This is a genomic window from Nocardia sp. Tas62D01, from assembly GCF_055232035.1.
Genome location: NZ_JBUYUZ010000001.1, coordinates 9,296,041 through 9,317,491, shown reverse-complemented (window position 1 = coordinate 9,317,491; position 21,451 = coordinate 9,296,041). Strand labels below are relative to the sequence as shown.

General features: G+C 66.2%; 16 protein-coding genes and 3 pseudogenes. 12 read left to right on the top strand and 7 right to left on the bottom strand.

Annotated features, from left to right (window positions below; all coding sequences use genetic code 11):
• Positions 1-51 precede the first annotated feature (51 nt).
• Positions 52-899, top strand: a pseudogene (locus tag ACV7NQ_RS45295) (SAM-dependent methyltransferase).
• Positions 900-975: 76 nt separating this feature from the next.
• Here the strand turns inward: ACV7NQ_RS45295 and ACV7NQ_RS45290 are convergent.
• The gene (locus ACV7NQ_RS45290; protein WP_463365108.1) at positions 976-1,926 is read right to left on the bottom strand and encodes an NAD-dependent epimerase/dehydratase family protein; all 951 of its coding nucleotides are present in this window, start codon (positions 1,924-1,926) and stop codon (positions 976-978) included.
• 188 nt (positions 1,927-2,114) lie between these two features.
• Between ACV7NQ_RS45290 and ACV7NQ_RS45285 the strand changes: the two genes are divergently transcribed.
• Together ACV7NQ_RS45285 and ACV7NQ_RS45280 are read left to right on the top strand one after the other, a co-directional pair.
• Entirely contained in the window at positions 2,115-2,483 is a 369-nt protein-coding gene (locus tag ACV7NQ_RS45285; protein ID WP_463365107.1) for a nuclear transport factor 2 family protein, read from the top strand.
• 424 nt (positions 2,484-2,907) lie between these two features.
• Positions 2,908-3,810, top strand: a complete 903-nt coding sequence (locus ACV7NQ_RS45280) for a S1C family serine protease (protein WP_463366057.1) — start codon at positions 2,908-2,910, stop codon at positions 3,808-3,810.
• A 71-nt stretch (positions 3,811-3,881) separates the two neighbouring features.
• On the opposite strand, the gene ACV7NQ_RS45275 is transcribed toward ACV7NQ_RS45280, so the two are convergent.
• A complete protein-coding gene (locus ACV7NQ_RS45275) occupies positions 3,882-4,583 on the bottom strand; it encodes a TVP38/TMEM64 family protein (protein ID WP_463365106.1) in 702 nt (233 codons plus the stop codon).
• A gap of 181 nt (positions 4,584-4,764) precedes the next feature.
• Here ACV7NQ_RS45275 and ACV7NQ_RS45270 point away from each other — a divergent pair, with 181 nt between their 5' ends.
• The 4 genes from ACV7NQ_RS45270 to ACV7NQ_RS45255 all read left to right on the top strand — a co-directional run bounded on the left by ACV7NQ_RS45270 (position 4,765) and on the right by ACV7NQ_RS45255 (position 11,142).
• Positions 4,765-6,624 carry a methylmalonyl-CoA mutase family protein gene (locus tag ACV7NQ_RS45270; RefSeq protein WP_463365105.1) on the top strand — a complete coding sequence of 620 codons (1,860 nt, stop codon included), beginning with the start codon at positions 4,765-4,767 and terminating at the stop codon, positions 6,622-6,624.
• Positions 6,621-8,930: a methylmalonyl-CoA mutase gene (gene scpA / locus ACV7NQ_RS45265; protein WP_463365104.1), complete on the top strand. Its 2,310-nt coding sequence runs from the start codon at positions 6,621-6,623 to the stop codon at positions 8,928-8,930. Before ACV7NQ_RS45270 ends, scpA begins: the two co-directional genes overlap by 4 nt.
• Positions 8,927-9,919: a methylmalonyl Co-A mutase-associated GTPase MeaB gene (gene meaB, locus ACV7NQ_RS45260; protein WP_463365103.1), complete on the top strand. Its 993-nt coding sequence runs from the start codon at positions 8,927-8,929 to the stop codon at positions 9,917-9,919. The genes scpA and meaB overlap by 4 nt, the downstream gene beginning before the upstream one ends.
• Before the next feature lie 803 nt (positions 9,920-10,722).
• The gene (locus ACV7NQ_RS45255) at positions 10,723-11,142 is read left to right on the top strand and encodes a hypothetical protein (protein ID WP_463365102.1); all 420 of its coding nucleotides are present in this window, start codon (positions 10,723-10,725) and stop codon (positions 11,140-11,142) included.
• A 317-nt stretch (positions 11,143-11,459) separates the two neighbouring features.
• Here the strand turns inward: ACV7NQ_RS45255 and ACV7NQ_RS45250 are convergent, their stop codons facing one another.
• The 4 genes from ACV7NQ_RS45250 to ACV7NQ_RS45235 all read right to left on the bottom strand — a co-directional run bounded on the left by ACV7NQ_RS45250 (position 11,460) and on the right by ACV7NQ_RS45235 (position 14,142).
• Positions 11,460-12,410 carry an FAD-dependent oxidoreductase gene (locus tag ACV7NQ_RS45250; protein WP_463365101.1) on the bottom strand — a complete coding sequence of 317 codons (951 nt, stop codon included), beginning with the start codon at positions 12,408-12,410 and terminating at the stop codon, positions 11,460-11,462.
• 123 nt (positions 12,411-12,533) lie between these two features.
• Positions 12,534-12,932 (bottom strand): NUDIX hydrolase, encoded by a 399-nt coding sequence (locus ACV7NQ_RS45245; RefSeq protein WP_463365100.1) that lies wholly within the window; start codon positions 12,930-12,932, stop codon positions 12,534-12,536.
• Between the two features lie 257 nt (positions 12,933-13,189).
• Positions 13,190-13,312, bottom strand: a complete 123-nt coding sequence (locus tag ACV7NQ_RS45240) for a hypothetical protein (RefSeq protein WP_463365099.1) — start codon at positions 13,310-13,312, stop codon at positions 13,190-13,192.
• 224 nt (positions 13,313-13,536) lie between these two features.
• On the bottom strand, positions 13,537-14,142 hold the full coding sequence (locus tag ACV7NQ_RS45235) for a helix-turn-helix domain-containing protein (protein ID WP_463365098.1): 606 nt from the start codon (positions 14,140-14,142) through the stop codon (positions 13,537-13,539).
• A 150-nt stretch (positions 14,143-14,292) separates the two neighbouring features.
• Here ACV7NQ_RS45235 and ACV7NQ_RS45230 point away from each other — a divergent pair, with 150 nt between their 5' ends.
• Positions 14,293-14,775: a cation:proton antiporter regulatory subunit gene (locus tag ACV7NQ_RS45230; RefSeq protein ID WP_463365097.1), complete on the top strand. Its 483-nt coding sequence runs from the start codon at positions 14,293-14,295 to the stop codon at positions 14,773-14,775.
• An 8-nt stretch (positions 14,776-14,783) separates the two neighbouring features.
• Positions 14,784-15,982: pseudogene (locus tag ACV7NQ_RS45225) on the top strand (cation:proton antiporter).
• 23 nt (positions 15,983-16,005) lie between these two features.
• Here the strand turns inward: ACV7NQ_RS45225 and ACV7NQ_RS45220 are convergent.
• On the bottom strand, positions 16,006-18,183 hold the full coding sequence (locus ACV7NQ_RS45220; RefSeq protein ID WP_463365096.1) for an acyltransferase family protein: 2,178 nt from the start codon (positions 18,181-18,183) through the stop codon (positions 16,006-16,008).
• Between the two features lie 426 nt (positions 18,184-18,609).
• Here ACV7NQ_RS45220 and ACV7NQ_RS45215 point away from each other — a divergent pair, with 426 nt between their 5' ends.
• The 3 genes and pseudogenes from ACV7NQ_RS45215 (at position 18,610) to ACV7NQ_RS45205 (ending at position 21,438) form a co-directional block, all read left to right on the top strand.
• Positions 18,610-19,047 carry a hypothetical protein gene (locus ACV7NQ_RS45215; RefSeq protein WP_463365095.1) on the top strand — a complete coding sequence of 146 codons (438 nt, stop codon included), beginning with the start codon at positions 18,610-18,612 and terminating at the stop codon, positions 19,045-19,047.
• Between the two features lie 3 nt (positions 19,048-19,050).
• Complete coding sequence (locus tag ACV7NQ_RS45210) at positions 19,051-20,532, top strand: flavin-containing monooxygenase (protein ID WP_463365094.1); 1,482 nt, start codon at positions 19,051-19,053, stop codon at positions 20,530-20,532.
• Positions 20,529-21,438, top strand: a pseudogene (locus tag ACV7NQ_RS45205) (short-chain dehydrogenase/reductase). The gene ACV7NQ_RS45210 and the pseudogene ACV7NQ_RS45205 overlap by 4 nt, the downstream one beginning before the upstream one ends.
• Positions 21,439-21,451: the final 13 nt, after the last annotated feature.

Genomic DNA, 21,451 nt, shown 5'->3' with positions numbered 1-21,451 from the left:
GGAGTGGTTAACTCGCAAGGGAGACTTGACTGTTCAAGTGAGGAGTGCGTCATGGCTGACGGCGGCGGAACCGTGGATCTCGAGCAGGACCGGGCGCACAGCGCCCGCATTTACGACTATTTCCTGGGCGGTAAGGACAACTACGACGCCGACCGGGCGGCGGCCGCGCAGGTCGAGCAGGCGATTCCCAATGTCCGATTGGTGGCCCGGGAGAACCGTGCGTTCATGAATCGCGCGATCCGCTACCTCGGCGAGCAGGGTATCCGCCAGTTCCTCGACATCGGCACCGGCATCCCCACCACACCCAATTTGCATCAGGTGGCCCAGGAAACCGCGCGCGATGCCCGGGTGGTATACGTCGACCACGATCCGATCGTGCTCGCGCGTGCCCGTGCGCTGCTGATCGGCACGCCGGAAGGGCGGACCCGCTAGTCGAGGCGGATGTCACCGAACCGGAGCACATCCTGGCGGCCGAGGAACTGCGTGACACCCTCGACTTCGACGAGCCGATCTCGCTGAGCCTGGTCGCGCTGTGTCATTTCGTCCCCGGCGATCGGATCTACGACATCATCGACACGCTGCTGGAGCCGCTCGCGCCCGGCTCTTTCCTGGTGATGACCCATCTCACCACCGATCTCGACCCGGAAACGGTGGAAGGCACCGTGCAGGCATACCGGCAGAGCGGCATCGAGATGGAGGCCCGCACCCGCGACGGAGTCGCCCGCTTCTTCAAGGACATGGAGCTGCTCGAGCCCGGCATCGTGCCGATCGGTCGCTGGTACCCCGAAGGCATGGAGCCGGACCCGGAGCCCACCGCGTCCAGTCTGATCCCGCTGCGCACCGAACTGGCCCCCAAGCCCCCCGCCGCCGGGTACGCCGCCGTGGGCCGCAAGAAATAGGGCAGCCTCGACAAGCACCGCGGCCGAGGCCGGTAGCGTCACCCTGCATCGCGGTCACGTAAGGCGTGCGAACCGATCACCAACCGTCGGCGTAATACGGCGAAAGGCGCAGCATCGCGCGTTCCACGAAGGGGCGGGTCAGGGGCACGAGATGCCGCTTCCAGCCCAGCGTGGCGGCGATGTCGGCGGTGATGGCGGCGAAGTCGGAACGCTGATACCAGAGCAGCCGCTGGCCGGTCTCGGTGTCGAGCCAGTCGGTGGCGTAGGTCTTGTCGCTGAACGCCTCCTCCGGCAGCATCCGCAGCCCCATCGCCTCCAGCAGCCCGGCGACGAACTGCCGATAGGTGACCTGACAGGAAGCGCCACCACCGATGAACATCGTGGTGCCCCACACCAATTCGGTCTCCAGTGCGTTGGCCATGGCCAGTGCGGCGTCCGCGGGGTGCAGTACTTCGATCCGGTTGTCCAGGCCGATCTCGAACATGATCGGCTCGGCACTGCGGACACCGATGATCGGCACGTCGGCGAAACGGGGGATGAACCAGGTCAGTTCGCTGCGCCGCACCAGCGCCTCGCCCTCGATCTTGTGCCTGCTGTAGGCATCGATCGCCTCCAGCGGATCATCGACCCGACGTGGCGGCGGCTTGTGCAGGGTGCGGCCGTGCACGTCGAAGGTGGACGCGAAGATCAGCCGGGGCGGCTCCGGCTGGGCGCGGCAGGCGGCGATCACGTTCGACGTGCCATCGACATTGACCTGTCGAGCATATTCGGGATCGTCATCACTGGACGGGGGAATCACCGCCGCGAAATGCAGTACCGCCTCGACACCGGCCACCGCGTCGGCCACCGCGTCCGGATCGCGGATGTCCGCCCAACGGATATCTATCGACGCCCCGAACCGCGCAGCGCGGCGCTCGTCCGCGGGTGTCCGCGCGGCCAAACAGCGGACCGCATGTTTGCGCCGCAGCAGCTCGGCCAGCACATGCGAGCCGATATTGCCGAACGCTCCGGTGAGTAACAGCCTCACTACCGCACCACATTCTCGCAGGTCTGTCTTTCCATCCACGGTAACCGTTCGGCGGCTGCCGCCGCCGAATTCTCGATCATTACCTCGTGCGTAATCGACTCACCGCCCGAGACCGGGCATGGTTGGGACATCCGGATCGAACAATCGAACGGACGACCGAAAACCCTTCCAGCAGAGGATGATTCGCTATGTCGCAGTACGAAGACGCGGTGGAACGGTACTTCACGGCATGGAATGCCACCGATGACGCGGCCCGTGCCGCTGCGGTCGCCGCCGCTTGGACCGAGGACGGCTCCTACACCGATCCGCTGGCCGCTGTGAGTGGGCACGTAGAGCTGGCGGCCGCGATTGGCGGCGTGCAGCAGCAATTCCCTGGCTTCGAGTTCCGCCCGATCGGCGCGGTGGACGGGCATCACGACACAGCCCGCTTCTCATGGGAGCTGGTCTCGCTGGCCGATGGCAGCGCGCCGGTGGCCGGTTCGGATGTGCTCACACTGGCCTCGGACGGGCGCATTCGGGGTGTGCTCGGATTCCTGGACCGCGTGCCCACCGCGTGATCGGATACCCGGCCCAGGACGTCGGCGCCGCGGCACCGGTGTTCGGGCCGGGCCGCGGCTCGTTGACGCCCCCGTCGGGCGGCACCCACGATGGGAATGTGCCCGACCGAATTCCAGGTCGGCAGGCAGGTCGCGCAATAGCAGTACCGGCTCGGTGCGGCGTTGGCGAAGTCGGCGTGGGCGCAGGGCTCGCCACCGAGCTGTCGATCGGAGCGGTGACCGCCTTTGATTCGGCCGACAGCGCGCCGATTGCGCCCGGCGCGAACAGGGTGCGGAGAGGGTCCGGGCGGGAGCATCCTGGTGGGGACAGGTTGTAATCAGCAACAGGATGGGGGCCGTCGTGGACGACGAGTCGATCCCGTCATCGGAGTCACGCCCGGAAGATGCTGCGGGACAACAGAACCGCAATGTCGACGCGGCCGCGATGGATGCCTATTCGCGCACGGTCATTGCGGTGGCGGCGTCGGTGACGCCGCATGTGGCGAGCGTGCGGATGCGGCGGGGGACCGGGTCGGCGGTGGTGTTCACCGACGACGGATTTCTCTTGACCAATGCGCATGTCGTCGATGCGGCGAATAGTGGCGAGGTAGCGTTCGCCGACGGCGTGGAATCGCGGATCGATGTCGTCGGCATCGACCCGCTCTCGGATCTGGCGGTCCTACGGGCGCGCGGTGGAGCGCCCGGTGCGGTCGTGCTCGGCGACGCCGACGCGTTGATCGTCGGCCAATTGGTGGTCGCGGTCGGCAGTCCACTGGGGCTGGCCGGCTCGGTCACCGCGGGCGTGGTCAGTGCGCTGGGCCGCGCGGTGCCGGTCGCCTCCCGCCGCGCCGGGCGGGTGATCGAAGACGTGATCCAGACCGACGCCGCGCTCAACCCCGGCAATTCCGGTGGCGCACTGGCCGATTCGGCGGGGCGGGTGGTCGGGATCAACACCGCGGTGGCGGGAGTGGGCCTGGGCCTTGCGATTCCGATCAACACCACCACGCGGCGGATCATCAGCACGCTACTCAGCGAAGGCCGGGTGCGGCGCGCCTACCTCGGGCTCGTCGGAGTGCCCGCGCCACTACCCGCTACCGTCGCGGCCCGCACTGGGCAGCATGCCGGTGTACGCGTGGTCGAGGTGGTGCGCGGCGGTCCCGCGGATCACGCGGGACTGCGCCGGGGTGATCTGGTGCTGAATGTGGCGCAGGCGGAAGTCCGCGACGCGCAGGGTATTCAACGCCAACTGTTCGCGGACGCGATCGGCGTCTCGCTGCCGGTGACGGTATTGCGCAACGGTGCGATGGTGGACGTGTTCGCGGTGCCGATCGAACTGTCCGTCGACTGACGCGCGCACGTCATGTAGTCATTACCGCCGACAGAGGCGAATCCGGCGCGATCGGCGAGCGGCTGGTGCGGCTACTCGGGCGCCGAGACCTGTGCGGGGGTGCCGACGGTCGCCGTCTCGGGTACCGGTCGGTGCCTCTGCGCCCACCTTGCATCGATGAAAAGGCCGATGATGCCGACGGCAATGCAAACACCGGACACCACGAACATCGCAGGGTGGGTGCCACCGGTCAGCGCGTCCCCGAGGATGACCGTCCCGACGGTGCCAGGCAGGATGCCGAGGATGGTGGCAACCATGTAGGGCCAGAACCGAATCGAGGACAGGCCACAGCAGTAGTTGATCACCGAGAACGGTGCGAACGCGATCAGCCGCAGGGACCCGACGGCCAGCCAGCCTCGACGTTCGAGGCGCTCGTCGATTGCCCGCACGGCCGGATGGGTGAGGTGCGCGGCCACCCTCTCCCGACCGATTGCGCGGACGAGCAGAATCGCCAGGGCCGCGCTGATCGTGGTAGCGGAGACCGCGAGGGCGATGCCGAGGGCCGGACCGAAGAGCACACCCGCGCTCACCGTCAACACCGTCCGCGGCACCGGCGCCACCGTCACCAGGGCATGAACCACGAAGAACAATAATGGAAATAGCGGACCGACCGAGGTCGCCCAATCCTGCATCTGCTGCGGGCTGGGTAGCGGAACCAGCATGGCCGCGACGAAAAGCACGCCGCCGCCGACGAGCAGCGCGACGATACGCGGGTCACGGATCAGCTTGGTCACCCGCGCCAGGTTACCGGTTGGTAGTGGCGGCCAGGGTCAACCGACTCCAAACCTCCCGCTAGCATCAAAGGAAACGGGACGAATGCTCGTTAACCTAAGTGCTCGCTGAGCTGGGCGAATGCGACGGTATCGGGCGCACACAATGGGTGCGCCCGTAATCGAGCGGAAGAGGAAAGCAGCTATGCCGATTGCTTCAGATCCGACGGCGGATCCGGTGCCCGAGTACGCCGCGTGGCGCAAGGGTGTGGCCGGGGTGTTGGCCAAGGCCCGCAAGGTCGATATCGCCGAACTTCCGGAGGAGCCCGAGCAGCTGCTCGCGGAAACCACCTACGACGGGCTGACCGTCAACCCGCTGTATACCCGCCGCGACGAGCGGCCGGAGCAGCCGCTGCCCGGTGCATTCCCCTTTGTACGTGGTCGTGACGCGACACGCGACGTGAACCGCGGCTGGTTTGTGAGTGCGTATGTCGGCGCGGGTGATGCCGCCGTGGCGAACCGGGAGATCCTGACCGGTTTGGAGAACGGGATCAGCGCGGTCCGGCTCGGCGTCGGCGAGCGTGGCGTGCTTGTCAGCGATGTCCCCACGGCACTGTCGGGGCTGCTGTTCGAACTGGCGCCGCTGACCTTGGCTGCCGGTACCGCGGCCACCGCAGCGGCAGCGCAGGTTTTCAGTGTCCTCGACGGCTACCAGCTGCCGGAGCGCAAGGACATTCAGGTCGGGCTCGGTGCGGCCCCGCTCACCAGCCGCTTCGCGGGCACGTCCGATGTCGACCTAGCGGAGACGCTCGCCCTCGCCGGGCAGGCCATCGCGCGGCCGGAAACGGTTCGCGCAATCACCGTGGATGGCACCGTTTTCCACGATGCCGGTGCCTCGGACGCCCAGGAACTGGGTGCTGGGGTTGCCGCGGGCCTGGCCTACCTGCGTGCCCTCACCGAGGGCCAGGACATCGCGGATGCGCTGGGCCAGCTGGAGTTCCGCTTCGCCGCGACCGACGACCAGTTCGCCACCATCGCGAAATTCCGTGCGGCCCGCCAGCTCTGGGCTCGCGTCGCGCACGTGTGCGGTGCACCCGCCTTCGGTGGCGCGCCGCAGCATGCCGTGACCTCCGCCGCCATGATGACCCAGCGCGACCCGTGGGTGAACATGCTGCGCACCACCCTCGCCGCATTCGGCGCGGGTGTCGGTGGCGCAGACACCGTGACGGTGCTGCCTTTCGATTCGGCACTGCCCGCCGGTGAGCTCGGCGTCTCGAAGTCGTTCGCCGATCGCATGGCTCGCAACACGCAGTTGCTGCTGCTCGAGGAATCGCACCTGGGTCACGTGCAGGATCCGGGCGCCGGTTCCTGGTACGTCGAGGACCTCACCGCCGCACTCGCCGCCAAGGCGTGGGAGTTCATGCAGGAGATCGAGGCCGCGGGTGGCTACCAGTCCGCGCTGGAGTCCGGCCTGCTCGCCGAGCGCATCGCCGCTACCAGGGCGGCCCGGGATTCCGATGTGGCACACCGCAAAACGGCCGTCACCGGTGTGAACGAATTCCCGAACCTGGCCGAACAGCCGCTGTCGGGTGCCGCGCGCGAAGCGGCGCGGATCGCTCGCTACGGAGCACAGTTCGAGGCGCTGCGCAACCGTTCGGATGCCTACCTGGCAGCCAACGGCGTCCGGCCGCGTGCGCTGCTGGTGCCGCTCGGCTCGGTAGCCGAGCACAATGTGCGGGTCACCTTCATCGCCAACTTGCTGGCCTCCGGCGGCATCGAGTCGATCAATCCTGGTCCCCTCGAGACAGACGGAATCGGCGCGGCGGCAACGGAATCCGGTGCCACCATCGCGGTGCTGTGTGGGTCGGACAAGCGCTACGGCGCCGATGCCGGTGCGGCGGTCGACCAACTGCGCGCCGCCGGTATCGCGACGGTGCTGCTGGCGGGCTCGGAGAAGGCGGTCGCGGAGCTCAGTGGCGCGCAGCGCCCGGACGGTTACCTCGCGGCTCGCATCGACGCGGTCGCGGCCCTGTCCGGCCTGCTGGAGAAGGTAGGAGCCCGATGACTACTCGTGAAATCAAGCACATAATCGGCAGTTTCGCCGACGTGCCGCTGGCCGAGCGTCCGGCCGAACCCGCCGCGGTGGATGCCGCACAGGTCGATGCGTTCGTGTGGGAAGCGGCCGAGGCCAACAACTACACACCCGAGCAGCTGGTGTGGTCGACGCCGGAAGGCATCGAAGTACCACAGGTATTCACCAAGGCCGATCGGGATGCCGTTGCCGCCGAAGGCTATCCGCTCGACAGCGTGCCCGGCATCGCGCCGTTCGTACGCGGCCCGTACCCGACGATGTACGTCAACCAGCCGTGGACCATTCGCCAGTACGCAGGCTTCTCCACCGCTGCCGACTCGAATGCCTTCTATCGCCGCAACCTGCAGGCCGGACAGAAGGGCCTCTCGGTCGCCTTCGACCTGGCCACCCACCGCGGCTACGACTCCGACCACGCGCGCGTGCAGGGTGACGTCGGAATGGCCGGTGTCGCCATCGATTCTATCCTCGACATGCGTCAGCTGTTCGACCACATCCCGCTCGATCAGGTCAGTGTCTCGATGACCATGAACGGCGCGGTGCTGCCGATCCTCGCGCTGTATGTCGTCGCGGCGGAAGAACAGGGCGTCGCGCCGGAGCAGCTGGCCGGAACCATTCAGAACGACATTCTGAAAGAGTTCATGGTCCGCAACACCTACATCTACCCGCCCAAGCCCTCGATGCGAATCATCTCCGACATCTTCGCCTACACCAGCTCGAAGATGCCCAAGTTCAACTCGATCTCCATCTCCGGCTACCACATTCAGGAGGCGGGCGCGACCGCCGACCTGGAGCTGGCCTACACGTTGGCCGACGGTGTCGAGTACATACGCGCGGGTGTCGCCGCGGGCATGGAGATCGACAAGTTCGCGCCGCGACTCTCGTTCTTCTGGGCCATCGGCATGAACTTCTTCATGGAAGTCGCCAAGCTGCGCGCCGGGCGTCTGCTCTGGAGTGAGCTGGTCGCGAAGTTCGAGCCCAAGAGTGCGAAATCGCTATCGCTGCGCACTCATTCGCAGACTTCGGGATGGTCGCTCACCGCGCAGGATGCCTACAACAATGTGGCGCGCACCTGCATCGAGGCGATGGCCGCGACCCAGGGCCACACCCAGTCGCTGCACACCAACGCCCTCGACGAGGCACTGGCCCTGCCGACGGACTTCTCCGCCCGCATCGCCCGCAATACCCAGCTGCTGATCCAGCAGGAGTCCAACACGACGCGGCCGATCGACCCGTGGGGCGGCTCGTACTACGTCGAGTGGCTGACCCACCAGTTGGCCAACCGCGCCCGTGCGCACATCGCCGAGGTGGAAGCGCACGGCGGCATGGCGCAGGCCATCGGCGAAGGCATCCCGAAGCTGCGCATCGAGGAAGCCGCCGCCCGCACCCAGGCGCGCATCGACACCGGGCAGCAGCCGGTGATCGGCGTCAACAAATACCAGGTCGAAGAGGATCAGCAGGTCGAGGTCCTCAAGGTCGAGAACTCGCGGGTGCGCGCCGAACAGATCGAGAAGCTGCAACGCCTGCGCGCCGAACGTGATTCGGCCGAGGTCGAGCGGGCGCTGGCCGAATTGACCCGCGCTGCAGCCTCTTCCGAAGGCGGCATGGAGAACAACCTCCTCGCACTGGCCATCAACGCGGCCCGCGCGAAGGCCACCGTCGGCGAGATCTCCGACGCGCTGGAGAAGGTGTACGGCCGCCACCAGGCCGAGATCCGTACGCTGTCCGGTGTGTATCGCGACGAGGCAGGGAAGGTCACCAACATCAGCAAGGCGATCGAACTCGTCGAGGAATTCGCCGTCGCCGAGGGCCGTCGCCCCCGCATCCTCGTCGCGAAAATGGGTCAGGACGGTCACGACCGTGGCCAGAAGGTGATCGCCACGGCCTTCGCCGACCTCGGCTTCGACGTCGACGTGGGCCCACTGTTCCAGACCCCCGAAGAGGTGGCGCAGCAGGCGGCCGACAACGACGTGCACGTCGTCGGTGTGTCCTCGCTCGCGGCAGGCCACCTCACGCTGGTGCCCGCCCTGCGGCAGGCACTGGCCGATGTCGGGCGACCCGACATCATGGTCATCGTCGGCGGCGTCATCCCGCCCGGTGACTTCGACGAGCTGTACGAGGCGGGCGCGGCGGCGATCTTCCCGCCCGGCACCGTGATCGCCGATGCCGCTATCGATCTGCTGAAGAAGCTCGCGGGTGAGCTCGGGCACGAGATCGGAAGCGGTGCAGTCGAATCCAGTGACGTGGAATCCAACGACACGGAATCCACCCGCGCCGAATGAACAAGCGCGTGATCGATGTAGAAGCACTCGCCGAGGCGGTCCGCAACAACGAGCGGGCCGCTTTGGCGCGGGCGATCACGCTGGTCGAATCGACCAGGGCCGACCACCGCGAGCTGGCACAGCGGTTGCTGCTGCGGCTGACCCCGCCGACCGACTCCGTGACGTCGAATCGTGTCGGCATCACCGGTGTTCCCGGCGTGGGTAAGTCGACGTTCATCGACGCGCTCGGCATGAACCTGATCGGCAAGGGTAATCGGGTCGCGGTGCTGGCCGTCGACCCGTCCTCCACCCGCACCGGCGGTTCGATCCTTGGCGACAAGACCCGAATGGCGCGACTGTCGTTGGAGCGCAACGCCTACATCCGCCCTTCGCCGACCTCGGGCACCCTCGGGGGCGTGGCCAAGGCGACCAGGGAGACCATCGTGCTGTTGGAGGCCGCGGGCTACGACGTGATCCTGGTGGAGACCGTCGGCGTCGGCCAGTCCGAAGTGACGGTCGCGAACATGGTCGACGTGTTCTGCTTCCTCACGCTGGCTCGCACCGGAGATCAGCTGCAGGGCATCAAGAAAGGCGTGCTCGAACTCGCCGATCTCGTCGCGGTGAACAAGGCCGACGGCAAACACGAGATCGAAGCCAAGGCCGCCGCTCGCGAACTCGCAGGCGCCCTACGCCTCATCCACCCCCACGACGCCCTCTGGCGCCCACCGGTTCTCACCATGAGCGGCCTGGAAGGCGTTGGCCTGGACAAGTTCTGGGGCACCGTCCTCGAACACCGCCGAGTCCTCACCGACGCAGGCGAATTCGCCGAAAAGCGCCGCCGCCAACAGGTCGACTGGACCTGGACCATGGTCCACGACCAACTCCTGCGCCGCCTCGCGGAGAACCCGAACGTGAAAGCCATTCGCGCACAAGTGGAAAAGCAGGTGCGCGACGGCACCCTCACCGCCGCGTCGGCCGCCGAGGAATTGCTGCGCGCCTTCGATAGCTGAGCTCACCGGCGCCGACCAGAGTGCTCCGCAGTTTTCGCCACAGCGGGCCCCGCCCCGGCTCGCAAGGTCGGCACCGTCCGCTGGCTAGCTTGCGACGACCTGTGTCGCGGATCAGCGGATGTGCAGATGGAGGACCTGTTCGGTCACAGCAGCAGACGGTCCGAACACGACTGTCGGTTCGACTGACTTCAGGCGCTGAAGCCGCCGTCGATCGTGATGCTGGTTGCGGCGATGAAGGCTGCGTCGGGTCCGACGAGGTAGGAGACCATGCCGCCTCTCTGTGCTCGTTCTCCTCCGCGAAAGACGAGGCGGTGCGAAGCGAATGTACTTGTTCGCGGACGACTTTTCGTCGAGTTCGGCCGCCGCGCCGACGTGGTGGTTGCGATACCTCCGATCGTTACCCAGGCTTAGCGCCTATGTCCGCCGCCTGCCCCGCCTGCTCCTGGTCCTCGCCGATGCACGTGTCGTCGCACGGCTCGGTCCGCTACTTGCGCTGCGTTTGCGGTAAGTGGCTGGTATCGCATCGTGGTGGGGTGAATCTGGTAGCCGGTCGGAGTGCGCGCACGAAATCGGGGACTGCCGAGCACCTCGAGCTGATTCCTCCTCCCGAGGAGTGATCCGTAGTCTGGAGTTCAGACCGGTCGGTGCACGCGAGCTCGTTTCGAGCGCCGGAGATCCGTTGGCGCAGAACGCACTGTCGGCGGCATAGAAAGACGTTCCGAAAGTTGGAACCTGCCACCTTTCCTCGGTCTACTCACCCCTGGAGTGGCGGCCGAACGCGTTGCGCAGTGCGGGGGCGGAGCATGCTCGGTACCGTCGAGCGAACACCGACAGCCCGGCGGTCGGTCCGGCCGCGTGAACGTGGCATCGGCACCGGCATCCATCCGCACCGCGCGACCGCCGATAAACTGGCCGCAATCCTGGACGGCCGCGTCCTGCGCCCCGAAACCCGTTCGCGCGCAGAAACTCTGTCCACCCGCATCGCTGCCGAACCCGGGCTGGCCAGGGCGGTCCGGACGATCACCGCCCACCTGCCCGCAACCGGGACACATCCGCCTGCGGGCAGCGCCCGCGACGCCGCATACCTGTATTCCGACGATAGTCCCAGCGCGCAAGACGCAACGATCGACACCCCCGGCTGGGCGGATCAGATCAATGACGCCGAACTCGACGTCAGTGGGATTGCGGATCTAACGGTGGTTCCGGCCCGATCTGCTGAATGAAGTTCAGCGGGAAGGTGCGACACCGGGATCGGGACCGATTAAATCGTGCCGCTGCCACTCCCAGGCGCGCAACGTACAGCTTCCAGTCGGTCGGCAGGGGCACAGTGGCCTGCTCGTCGAGCAATTTGGGTACTGTTGGCCGCTCCTGTCGGATCATCGGTGTCACCGCGCTCATGCTCAGGAGTAATGACCGAGTCACGGCGCCCGGCTTGAAATCGACTAATGGCAGGGCCATCGGCAGCGCCAAGTCCGCGTCCGCGGCGGTCGTGCCCTACCAACCTTTCTTCTTGGTGCAATGCACCGGATGACGAGGTGTATCAGAGGGTGTCGACGAGGGCGGCGACCTCGCGTGCGCAGCCGTAGCCGATGGTGATGCCGGATCCGCCGTGACCGTAGTTGTGGACTACGGGTGTGCTGGATGCGATGGAGCTGTCGAGCTCAAGGCGAACTTCGGTTCTTCCTGGCCGCAGGCCGACGAGTGTTTCGATCACCTGAATTTCGGCCAGTTGTGGGGCGAGGTCACGGCATCTGGTCAGGATCGACTGTGTCAGAAGAGGATCCGGAGTCGTGTCCCAGTGGCTCGAGTCGAGGGACCCGCCGAGGATGCAGTCGTTCTCGCGTGGGTGAACATAGGCACGGCCGAGCGGATGCGCCTCATCGCGGACCGACACGGACAGTCCCGGGTTCGTCACGCGAACGATTTGCCCGCGAATCGGATAGAGCGCGTGATCGTCGACCAGTTCCCCGGCGCGCAAACCCGCACAGTTGACCACGATGTCCGGCGACAGGTCGACGACGTCATCGAGTCGGTGGATGGTGCGCCTGATCCACCGTGCACCCGCCGCGGCGACCTCGTCACGAAGATGAGGCAGAAAGACTGGCATCTCGACAAGCGGAACGGCGAATCGGAACCCAGAGGTGTAGCCGGGCGGGAGCTCGCCGACTTCGGCCGCACGAAACGCACGTACGGTGCGCGACCACTCCGGGATCGGGCGTTTGCTCCGATACAGGGCCAGCGATTCGCACACGCGCACCCCTGGCGTGCGACCGGCGGCCCGCTGTTCTAGATGAGCGAATGTTTCTGTGCTCCACGCGCCGACCCGGTCTGCGGGTCCTGCCGCGGTCGGAAACCATACGGCCGCAGCCAGAAACGATGTCGTCGCGCTTATCGGTTCGGCGCTCACGATAGTCACATCGTGCCTGCGGTGTAACAGTTCAGCCGCTGTCGAAAGACCCGAAATCCCCGAACCGATGACGACAACGTGCACCTGGCCGAGCCTACCGCCCGATACGGCGAGACGATGCTGCCGACGTGTGCCAGCCGATCCGACGTCCGCACATGGCGGCACCGCAGGTACCGGATCGCAGTGCGGCAGTAGGGTTTTCGCGGACTACCAGTCCACGAAGCCGAGTTCGTGTAGCCTGCGGAACACCTTCATCGAGCCGGGTGCGACATGGTCCATCGCGGCGTACTCGCTCAGAGTGAAGTACCGCAACTCGGCGATTTCGCTGGTGGGCTGCGGTTCACCGTCGAGTACCGCGGTGAAGCACGTCATGTGCAGCTCGGTACCGGATGCGTGGCCGTACGCCTGGGCCTGGAACACACCGAGCTCATCGAAGCACACGATACCGACGCCGAGTTCCTCCCGTACCTCACGATGCAACGCCACCACGGGAGTTTCACCGGGGTCGATCTTCCCGCCCGCCATGTAGAAGACATCCTTGCCGATCGATCGCGCCTGCAGCAGACGACGATCCCGGATGTGGGCCAACGCAGCCGTGCGAATCACCGGACCACCCTACTTTCGGGCTCGAACCGTAGCGCGGCGAGGGCACAGCACATACACAACCGATACCCAGGCTCGTCTCGAGCTTCGCTTCTACCGTCAATCGTCAGGTCAGGACCATTCGGACAAAAGGCACAGTCATGACAGAAGAGCAAGGCCCCGAGCAGGGTAGCTCGGTGGAGAATACAAATCCGGCAGCGGAATCGACGGTCCCTCCGACGAAACCCCAGGGTCCCTCCGTGGCGGGACGCCGGCGTGGATCACGGCCATTGAAGGCCGGGATCGCAGTGCTGGCGGCTGTACTGATCGGCGGTCTCGGGTTCGGCGCGGGGCTGGCCGTTGGCGGTCACGAAGGCCACCACCACCACCACCACGGCGGGCATCACATGTCATCCGAACATCGATCTGGGAAGGGCGGCGAACAGCGGAAGCATCGTTCCGACCGCGAGAATTCGCCTGAGGGCCGAGACGGCAAAGGCGGCGCTCCCGCAGCACCGACACAGCCGTCCACGACACCGAGTCCAACACCGACACACTGATCGGGTGGACACGTGATGACTGCCATAGCGGTTCACCGCACGTCCTGCGCGGCGGCTCGGGGGCGCCGCTAGCCGGGTTGTCCGGGTGAGTGTTTCGTCAGTGGGCGGGCGCGCAGGTGTGCGCGCTCGCCCTGCTTGCCGAACAGGCTGAGGAATTCGACTGGCTCGGTATCGGCGGCGCCGAACCAGTGCGGTACGCGAGTGTCGAACTCGGCCGCTTCGCCGGGTGCGAGCACCACATCGTGTTCACCGAGGACGAGCCGCAGCCGTCCGTTGAGGACATAGAGCCACTCGTAGCCCTCGTGGGTCTGCGGATCGGGTTCCTTCGAGCGGCTGCTGCCCTGGATCACCAGCTTGTATGCCTGAATGCCGCCGGGTCGGCGGGTCAGGGGCAGCATGGTCATGCCGTGGTGGGTGACCGGGCGCAGGTGGATGCGTGGGTCGCCGGTGGGTGGGGCGTCGACGAGTTCGTCGAGGGTGACGCCGTGGGCTTTGGCCAGGGGGAACAGTAGTTCGAGGGTCGGTCGGCGGGCACCGGACTCCAGTCGGGACAGGGTGCTCACCGAGATGCCGGTTGCCGCGGACAGGTCGGCCAGCGTGGTTTCTCGCTGCCGACGCAGTGCGCGTAGCCGGGGTCCGACCGCGTCTAGAGCTTGGTCGAGGTCGTTGTCCATGCCATCAGTTTGCCATATCGGCAAATTGGTTTGCCAGGATCGTCGGCTGGCGTGCGTGGTCGTGAAAGACGGCTATGACGTGGTGAAGAGAATCGGACAATTCGCCCACCCGGTCGGTGAACTCCACGCGTGCAAAGCTAGCCTGGTGGGGTGAATGTCGAGGTGACGTTTTTGCCGGGTGTCGGTGTGCGTAAGGACTTTCCGCTCAAGGGTGTTCGTCGCAGGATCGGTGTCATCGACCATCGTGACGGCGCCATCGACTTGATTGTGAGCAAGGCCGACAGCCCGGACGTCACCGAACAGGTGCCGCTGTCTACGGAGGAGGCGGCGGCATTGGCGAACCTGTTGGGTGCGCCGCAGCTGGTGGCGCAGTTGCGCGAGGAGCATCGGGAACTGGACGGGGTGAACACCCGGCAGTTCCCGATCGAGCGGGGCTCACGGTATGACGGGCGGCTGCTGGGGGAGATCGAGATGCGTACGCGGACAAAGGCATCCATTGTCGCGGTGATGCGGGCCGGGCAGGTGATCGCCTCGCCGGGGCCTGATTTCCTATTCACCAGCGGTGATCTGCTGGTGATTGTCGGTACCGCGCACGGGCTGGACGCCGCCGCCGAGATCCTAGGTCATGGCTGATCATGGTGATAGACGGAACCGCGCTCGCGCTGATTCAGCTGGGCGCGGTATTTTTTGGCCTTGGTCTGCTCGGGCGCCTCGCCGCCCGTATCGGAATGTCGCCGATACCTTGGTATCTCGTCGGCGGATTGGTGTTCGGCAACGGCGGATTCGTCGCACTGAGCCACGTGGACGAGTTCATCCACCTCGCCAGCGAGATCGGTGTGGTGCTGTTGCTGTTGCTGCTCGGTCTGGAATACAGTGCTGCGGAACTGGTTACGGGCATGCGAAGATCCTGGCAGGCGGGACTGCTGGACATCATGCTGAATGCGACACCCGGTGTGCTGGTCGCCATCGGCCTCGGTTGGGGTGTCACCGGAGCGATCGCGATGGCCGGTGTCACCTATATCTCCTCCTCGGGAATCGTCGCGAAGGTGTTGAACGACCTTGGGCGACTGGGCAACCGGGAAACGCCGGTGATCTTGTCCATCTGGTGTTCGAGGATCTGGTCATGGCCGGATATCTGCCGGTATTGACCGCAGTGCTGGCCGGTGTCGGATTCTTGGCCGGGCTCGAGACATTGGGTATCGCCTTGTTGGCCGTCACGGTGGTGCTCGTCGTCGCGTTGCGCTACGGGAAGTACGTCTCGGCGGTGGTGGCCAGCGAGGACCGGGAGATCTTCCTGCTCGAGCTATTGGGCGCGGCGCTGCTGGTTGCCGGGTCCGCGTCGGCGGTGCAGGTGTCCGCGGCGGTCGGTGCGTTCCTGCTCGGTATCGCGATCTCGGATTCGACAGCGCACAACGCAATGAAGATCCTGGAGCCGTTGCGCGACCTGTTCGCTGCGATGTTCTTCGTCCTGTTCGGACTCAGTACCGATCCGGCGAGTATCCCGCCAGTGCTGGGTTGGGCGTGCCTGCTGGCCGTTGTGACGACCGGCACCAAGCTGGCGACCGGATGGTGGGCAGCCAAGCAGGCCAGGGCAACCCGATACGGTCGAGCCCGTGCGGGCACCGCGTTGGTGGCGCACGGCGAGTTCTCGATCGTGATCGCCGGTCTCGCGGTCTCAGCGGGTGCGGTGCCAAGCGAGTTCGCCGTGATGGCGACGACGTATGTGCTGATCATGGCGGTGGCGGGCCCGATCGCCGCCCGTATCGTCGAGCCGATCCTCGACTTCTCCAGCCGCGTGCTCACACCGCCGCAACCGGTTTCCGAACCGGAGGGTAAGTGACCGGCTCGGTCGGGAGAGCGGCCTCACCACCAGCCAAGGATCGGCTGGAGCTGCCTGCCGAGTTCGGGCGCGAGTGAGCGTGAATAGCTCGCGGTGAGGTGGTGCTCGTCGTGGTAGATCAGGATGTTGCCTTCGCTGACCGGGCACACGTCGCGTTCGCACACCGCATTGGTGAGATCAAGCGGGAAGACTTTCGGGAAGGACGCCGCGGGTTTGATCGCCGGGTTGACGTCGTCCAATGCCTGAACCCGTGGGATGCCACAGCTGATCCGGTCGCCGCCCTTGGCGAGACAGTCGATCCCTCGGTAGCGGACACCGTCGCGCCGCAACCAGGGAGTGTCGCGGATCGCGAGGACGCTGAGGCGGCGCTCGGACAGCTGCGACCACACGTCGAGATAGTCGGGCGGGGTTTCGTCGCCGGTGTCTTCGCGGGGACGGGTGCCGGTGGTGAACACCCAGTCCGGCCGCTCCTTGCCGAGGCGGTTGATCACTTCCTGGGACCAGTCGCGACAATCCGGGATGGGTTCGCCCTTGTAGGTCGGTTCGGCGGCCACCGTCAGCGGGCAACCCATCTTCAGCAACACCGTAATGCGGAACTGGTGCTGACGCGCCAGCACATCCAGGGCAGGCACCCAGTGCTCGGCGTGTGAGCTGCCGACGACGGCGATGGTGCGCTCGGCGTCGGCATCACCGTAGGTGCAGGTGACCACTTCGCGGGTGTTCCAGTCCGCGATGCACCCGTCGCGCGTCGGATAGGGGGGCTCCGCGGGGGCTTCGAGCACGGTGGGTCGCATTCGGGCGTGCGGCGCCGGGCGGCCGCTGACCAGTGCCTCGGCTCCGGGATAGATGACTGGGTCCAGGAATCCCACCGGTTGCGGCGGGTTCGCGCGCATTACCACGTGGGTGCCGAGGGCCACCATGAGCACGGTCGTGCCGACCGCCGCCACCGCCATCCCGACTCCACGGTGGTGGACCGCCGCTTTGTCGCGTTGTCGGGAACGGATCCGCAGCGGTTCCTCGACCAGTCGGTGGGTGAGGTATGCCAACACCAGCGCCGCTGTCACGACAACGAGTTTATCCGCGAGACCGGCGGTGGGCGTTCCGGTTTCGGCGAGATAGAAGATCAGGATCGGCCAATGCCATAGATACAGCGCGTATGCCAGCGTCCCTACTCGGACCATCGGTGCCGTGGCGAGCAATCGATTGGGCATCGGCTGCGCGGAGAGCGGGACGTTGTTGCCCGCCAGGATCAGCGCCGCGGCGGCGCCGACCGGAAGCAGCGCGGCGGGGCCGGGGAACTGATTCGCGCCGTCGATCAGCCACCCGCACGCCGCCACCCCAGCCAGCCCGAGCACGGCGAGCACTGACCTGATGAGACGTGGTGGCGATATCAACGGCGCCACGATCGCCAGCACGCTGCCGACAAGGAGCTCCCACGCCCGTGCGACGCTGTCGTAGTAATTCCAGCCCTGATGGCTGGCCGTCCCTCCCATCGCGTAAACGAACGAGAGGACAGCCAGGCTCGTCAGGACCACCGCCGTCGTCGGCCGCAGCATCGCGGTCCGCCCGCACGCCCGCGTGAGTGCCGCGATCAACAGCAGCAGAACCAGGTAGAACTGCCCCTGCACCGACATCGACCACAGGTGCTGTAATGGGCTCACCGATGGATCGGCTGCCAGGTAGTCCGACCACGACAGCGCCAGCTGCCAATTCTGGTAATAGAACAGCGACGCGAGGGTCTGCGAGGCGATATCGGACCACTGGGTATAGGGACGCAGCAGCACAGTCGCCGTGACGACCGCTGCCAGCACGACGACCAGCGCGGGCAGCAGCCGCCGCGCGGTCCGGTGCGCGGTGGACATCACCCCCACCGATCCCGTGGACTGCGCGCGCCGCAGCAGCAACCCGGTGAAGAAGAACCCGGACAGCACCAAGAACACATCGACGCCACCGGAAACCCGGCCGAACCAGACATGGAAAACGACCACGAGTGCGATCGCGCAACCGCGCAGCCCGTCCAGATCCAGCCGATAGCCGCCCGCCGCGAGCTGGCGCGGTGGCGCCGTTTCGTCGCTATTGGCCGCGACGGCCACCGAACGCTGGGAGGGCGCCGTCACCGGCGTGTCGACGGATACGACACCTGGACGCGCGCGCACGGGCGGGCGACGCAGGTGTCTGCGCGGGAAATAGAAGATGGACATGGCACGTCGAATCTCTTACCACGAGATTCGAGCAAACACCCAACCTGCCTGCATACCGCCTACTCCGTGTCGGCGCGAAATGGGTGTACACCGGGCAAAAGCTGTTGACAGCCTTCGGTGTAGCGCGGAAGGCCTCGATGCCGTGCGTGAACTCCGGCCGTCTGTCACCCTCGAGGAACTCGACGAGGACAACCTGCAGCTATTGTTCGAGGCGGCAAAGCCCACGTCGCCAACCTGATGGGCAAAACCGACTGCGACAACCGAGTGCGCCTCGCGGTCTACGCCTACAAGGTCACTGAAACCTAGCCGAGTCCGGTTGGGTGGCGAATGATGCCTGACCTTGACACCTGCCCGAGTTATGGGAATCATCTGATGTCAGTGGAATCAGATGATTCCCATATGGTCGGCTCATGGCGAGGAGTGTGCATGGATCAGGCGACTAGCGAGCAGCGGGCGGCAGAGTTCTACGAGAAGGTCTTCGGCGGGTTCGGGGAGATCGTGGGTGCGGGTGCCGCGCGCTGGACCGCGGAGGCGGATCAGTGGCGCACCTTCGCCCAGCGATGGGCATTGGATGGGTATGTCCGGCGTGATGTGAATGGGGCGATGGGCACCTTCACCGGGCCGCTGGAGTGGGGTCCGCTCGGTGGCCGTAAGTCGTTCTCGCCCAACGGGAAACGCTTCGACTTCAACGGTGTCGAGATGTACACCCTGCGCGGGGCGAAGGTGCGTGCGATGCGCAGCCTGTACGACCCGGTCGAGGTAGCTCAACAGCTCGGGCTCGCGCCTGCTTCAGCGAGCCTGGCGCTGCGGCTGGCGCCGTATCCGCAGGCGATCGCCGCCGCCGTGCAGCGAAGGATGGGGTAGGCGATGCAGAACAATAGACAGCATCCTGAGCATGCCGCGGTCGTGGTGATCGGCGCCGGGTTCGCGGGCATCGGGATGGCAGTCAGGTTGCGGGAGGCCGGATTCGAGGATTTCGTGATCCTCGAACGCAGTACCGACCTGGGTGGTACATGGCGGGCGAACACCTATCCGGGGTGCGCGTGCGACGTGCCCTCGATGCTGTATTCGTATTCGTTCGCCCCGAATCCGGACTGGTCGCGCCGGTACGGCACCCAGCCGGAGATCCTCGACTATCTGCGCGGCGTCGCCAAGAAGTTCGATGTGCCCCAACACATTCGTTACGACTCCGAGGTACAGGAAGCGACCTGGGACGACACCGATGAACGCTGGCAGATCCGAACATCTGAGGGGCAGTTGACCGCCGACGTGCTCGTCTCGGCGATCGGCCCGTTCAGCGAGGCACAGATCCCGCGGCTACCGGGAATCGAGAATTTCACCGGCACCCAATTCCACTCCCTGCATTGGGATCACGATCACGACCTGACCGGCGAGCGGGTCGCGGTGATCGGCACCGGTGCTTCTGCGGTGCAGTTCATCCCCGAAATCCACCCGCTGGTCGACACATTGACCGTGTTCCAACGGTCCGCGCCGTGGATCGTGCCACGGATGGACTGGGCAACCACCGGCCTCGAACGCGCCCTATTGCGGCGGATGCCGTTGCTGGGCAAAGCCATTCGCGGCGCATACTTCACCGGGATCGAAGGCTTCGGGCTGGTCGGGTTCGTGGACAAGCGCTTCCGTCACCCATACGAGGCGTTGGGCCGCTGGCAGCTGCGGCGGCAGGTCCGCGACCCGCGGCTACGTAGGACGCTGACCCCGGACTACATGATCGGCTGCAAGCGCGCCATCTTCTCCGATGCCTATTACCCGGCCCTCACCCAGCCCAACGTCGAGGTGGTGACCGGTGGCATCATCGAGGTGCGGCCTCGCTCGATCGTCACCGACGACGGCGTCGAACACACGGTGGACACCATCATCTGGGGCACCGGATTCGGTGTGCCGCCGCAGGTATTCGAACGCGTCCGCGGCCTCCACGGCCGCAGCATGGCGGAGCTGTATCAGGAACGTCCGCAAAGCTATCTCGGCACCACCGTGACCGGGTTCCCGAACTTCTTCACCACGCTCGGGCCGTTCGGTGCGGCGGGGAACCAGTCGGCGATCTACATGATCGAGGCGCAGATCCACTACATCGTCGACGCGTTGAAAATGATGCGGGACAACGGTGTTCGACGCGTCGAAGTGCGTCCGGAGGTGCAGCGCGAGTTCTTGCGAGAGATGGAAGAACGCAGCCGCGACACCGTCTGGGTGACCGGCGGCTGCCGCAGCTACTACCAAACCGCCGACGGGCGAATGAATGCCGGGCTGTATCCGAACTGGAGCTTCGAATATGCCCGCCGCACAAAACGGTTCGACCAGGACAACTATCTCGTGAGCGAGGCGCGATGAACATAGCGGGGACCCTGACCGGCCTGCTCGCGACCGGCAGCACCTTCGAGGTGCGAGACAAGGTGGCGGTGATCACCGGAGCCGGACAGGGCATCGGCCTCGAGCTGGCTCGGATCCTGCACCGGCGCGGTGCGGTGGTGGCGATGCTCGATCTCGACGAGACGAAAGTCCATACCGCGGCAACACAACTGGGCCCGCGCACGTTCGCGGTGGCCGCCGATGTCGCCGACCGCGACGGCATGAACGACGCCATCGCCGAGGTCCGTGCGCATTTCGGCCGGATCGACACTGTGATCGCCAACGCGGGCATCACCCCGGCGCCCGCGACGCTGCGCACCATGGACCCCACCGACTTCGACCGGGTCATCGGCGTGAACTTGACCGGCGTGTTCAACACCATCCGCCCGGCACTCGACGACATCGTCGCCACTCACGGCCACGTGGTCGTCGTATCGTCTTGCGCCGCATTCGCACCGGGCATGGGCGGTTCGCCGTACATGATCAGCAAGGCGGGCGTCGAACAACTCGGCCGCGCACTGCGTCTCGAGCTCGCCGCGTCCGGCGCCAGCGCGGGCGTGGCCTATTTCGGCATCGTCGACACCGCCATGACCCACCGCACTCTCGACGACGACGAATTCGGCCGCGAGGCCGACACCATGCTGCCGTGGCCGCTCAACCAGCGCATCAGCACCGCCCACGCCGCCAACCATCGCCGACGGTATCGCGCACCGCGCCCCGCGTACCGTCGCGCCACGGGCCTGGGAGCCGTATGCCCTGCTGCGCGGGGCGATCAACGTCGCCGTCGACCGCTACCTCAGCACCGACAAGCACGCGCACGCCCTGCTGCGTCGATTGGAACAGCGCGCGCAACGAGCCCGCCCGCCGACCCCGACGGAGGTCGCATGACATCATCGACGCC

Bases quoted from the DNA above. Each gene is read 5' to 3' on its own strand.
- ACV7NQ_RS45215 (WP_463365095.1), top strand. From the start codon at position 18,610: ATGGATCAGGCGACTAGCGAGCAGCGGGCGGCAGAGTTCTACGAGAAG.
- ACV7NQ_RS45235 (WP_463365098.1), bottom strand. From the start codon at position 14,142: ATGGACAACGACCTCGACCAAGCTCTAGACGCGGTCGGACCCCGGCTA.
- ACV7NQ_RS45285 (WP_463365107.1), top strand. From the start codon at position 2,115: ATGTCGCAGTACGAAGACGCGGTGGAACGGTACTTCACGGCATGGAAT.
- ACV7NQ_RS45210 (WP_463365094.1), top strand. From the start codon at position 19,051: ATGCAGAACAATAGACAGCATCCTGAGCATGCCGCGGTCGTGGTGATC.
- ACV7NQ_RS45220 (WP_463365096.1), bottom strand. From the start codon at position 18,183: ATGTCCATCTTCTATTTCCCGCGCAGACACCTGCGTCGCCCGCCCGTG.
- ACV7NQ_RS45255 (WP_463365102.1), top strand. From the start codon at position 10,723: ATGCTCGGTACCGTCGAGCGAACACCGACAGCCCGGCGGTCGGTCCGG.
- scpA (WP_463365104.1), top strand. From the start codon at position 6,621: ATGACTACTCGTGAAATCAAGCACATAATCGGCAGTTTCGCCGACGTG.
- ACV7NQ_RS45270 (WP_463365105.1), top strand. From the start codon at position 4,765: ATGCCGATTGCTTCAGATCCGACGGCGGATCCGGTGCCCGAGTACGCC.
- meaB (WP_463365103.1), top strand. From the start codon at position 8,927: ATGAACAAGCGCGTGATCGATGTAGAAGCACTCGCCGAGGCGGTCCGC.
- ACV7NQ_RS45280 (WP_463366057.1), top strand. From the start codon at position 2,908: ATGGATGCCTATTCGCGCACGGTCATTGCGGTGGCGGCGTCGGTGACG.
- ACV7NQ_RS45240 (WP_463365099.1), bottom strand. From the start codon at position 13,312: ATGCCCGCCGTGGTGGTGGTGGTGGTGGCCTTCGTGACCGCCAACGGC.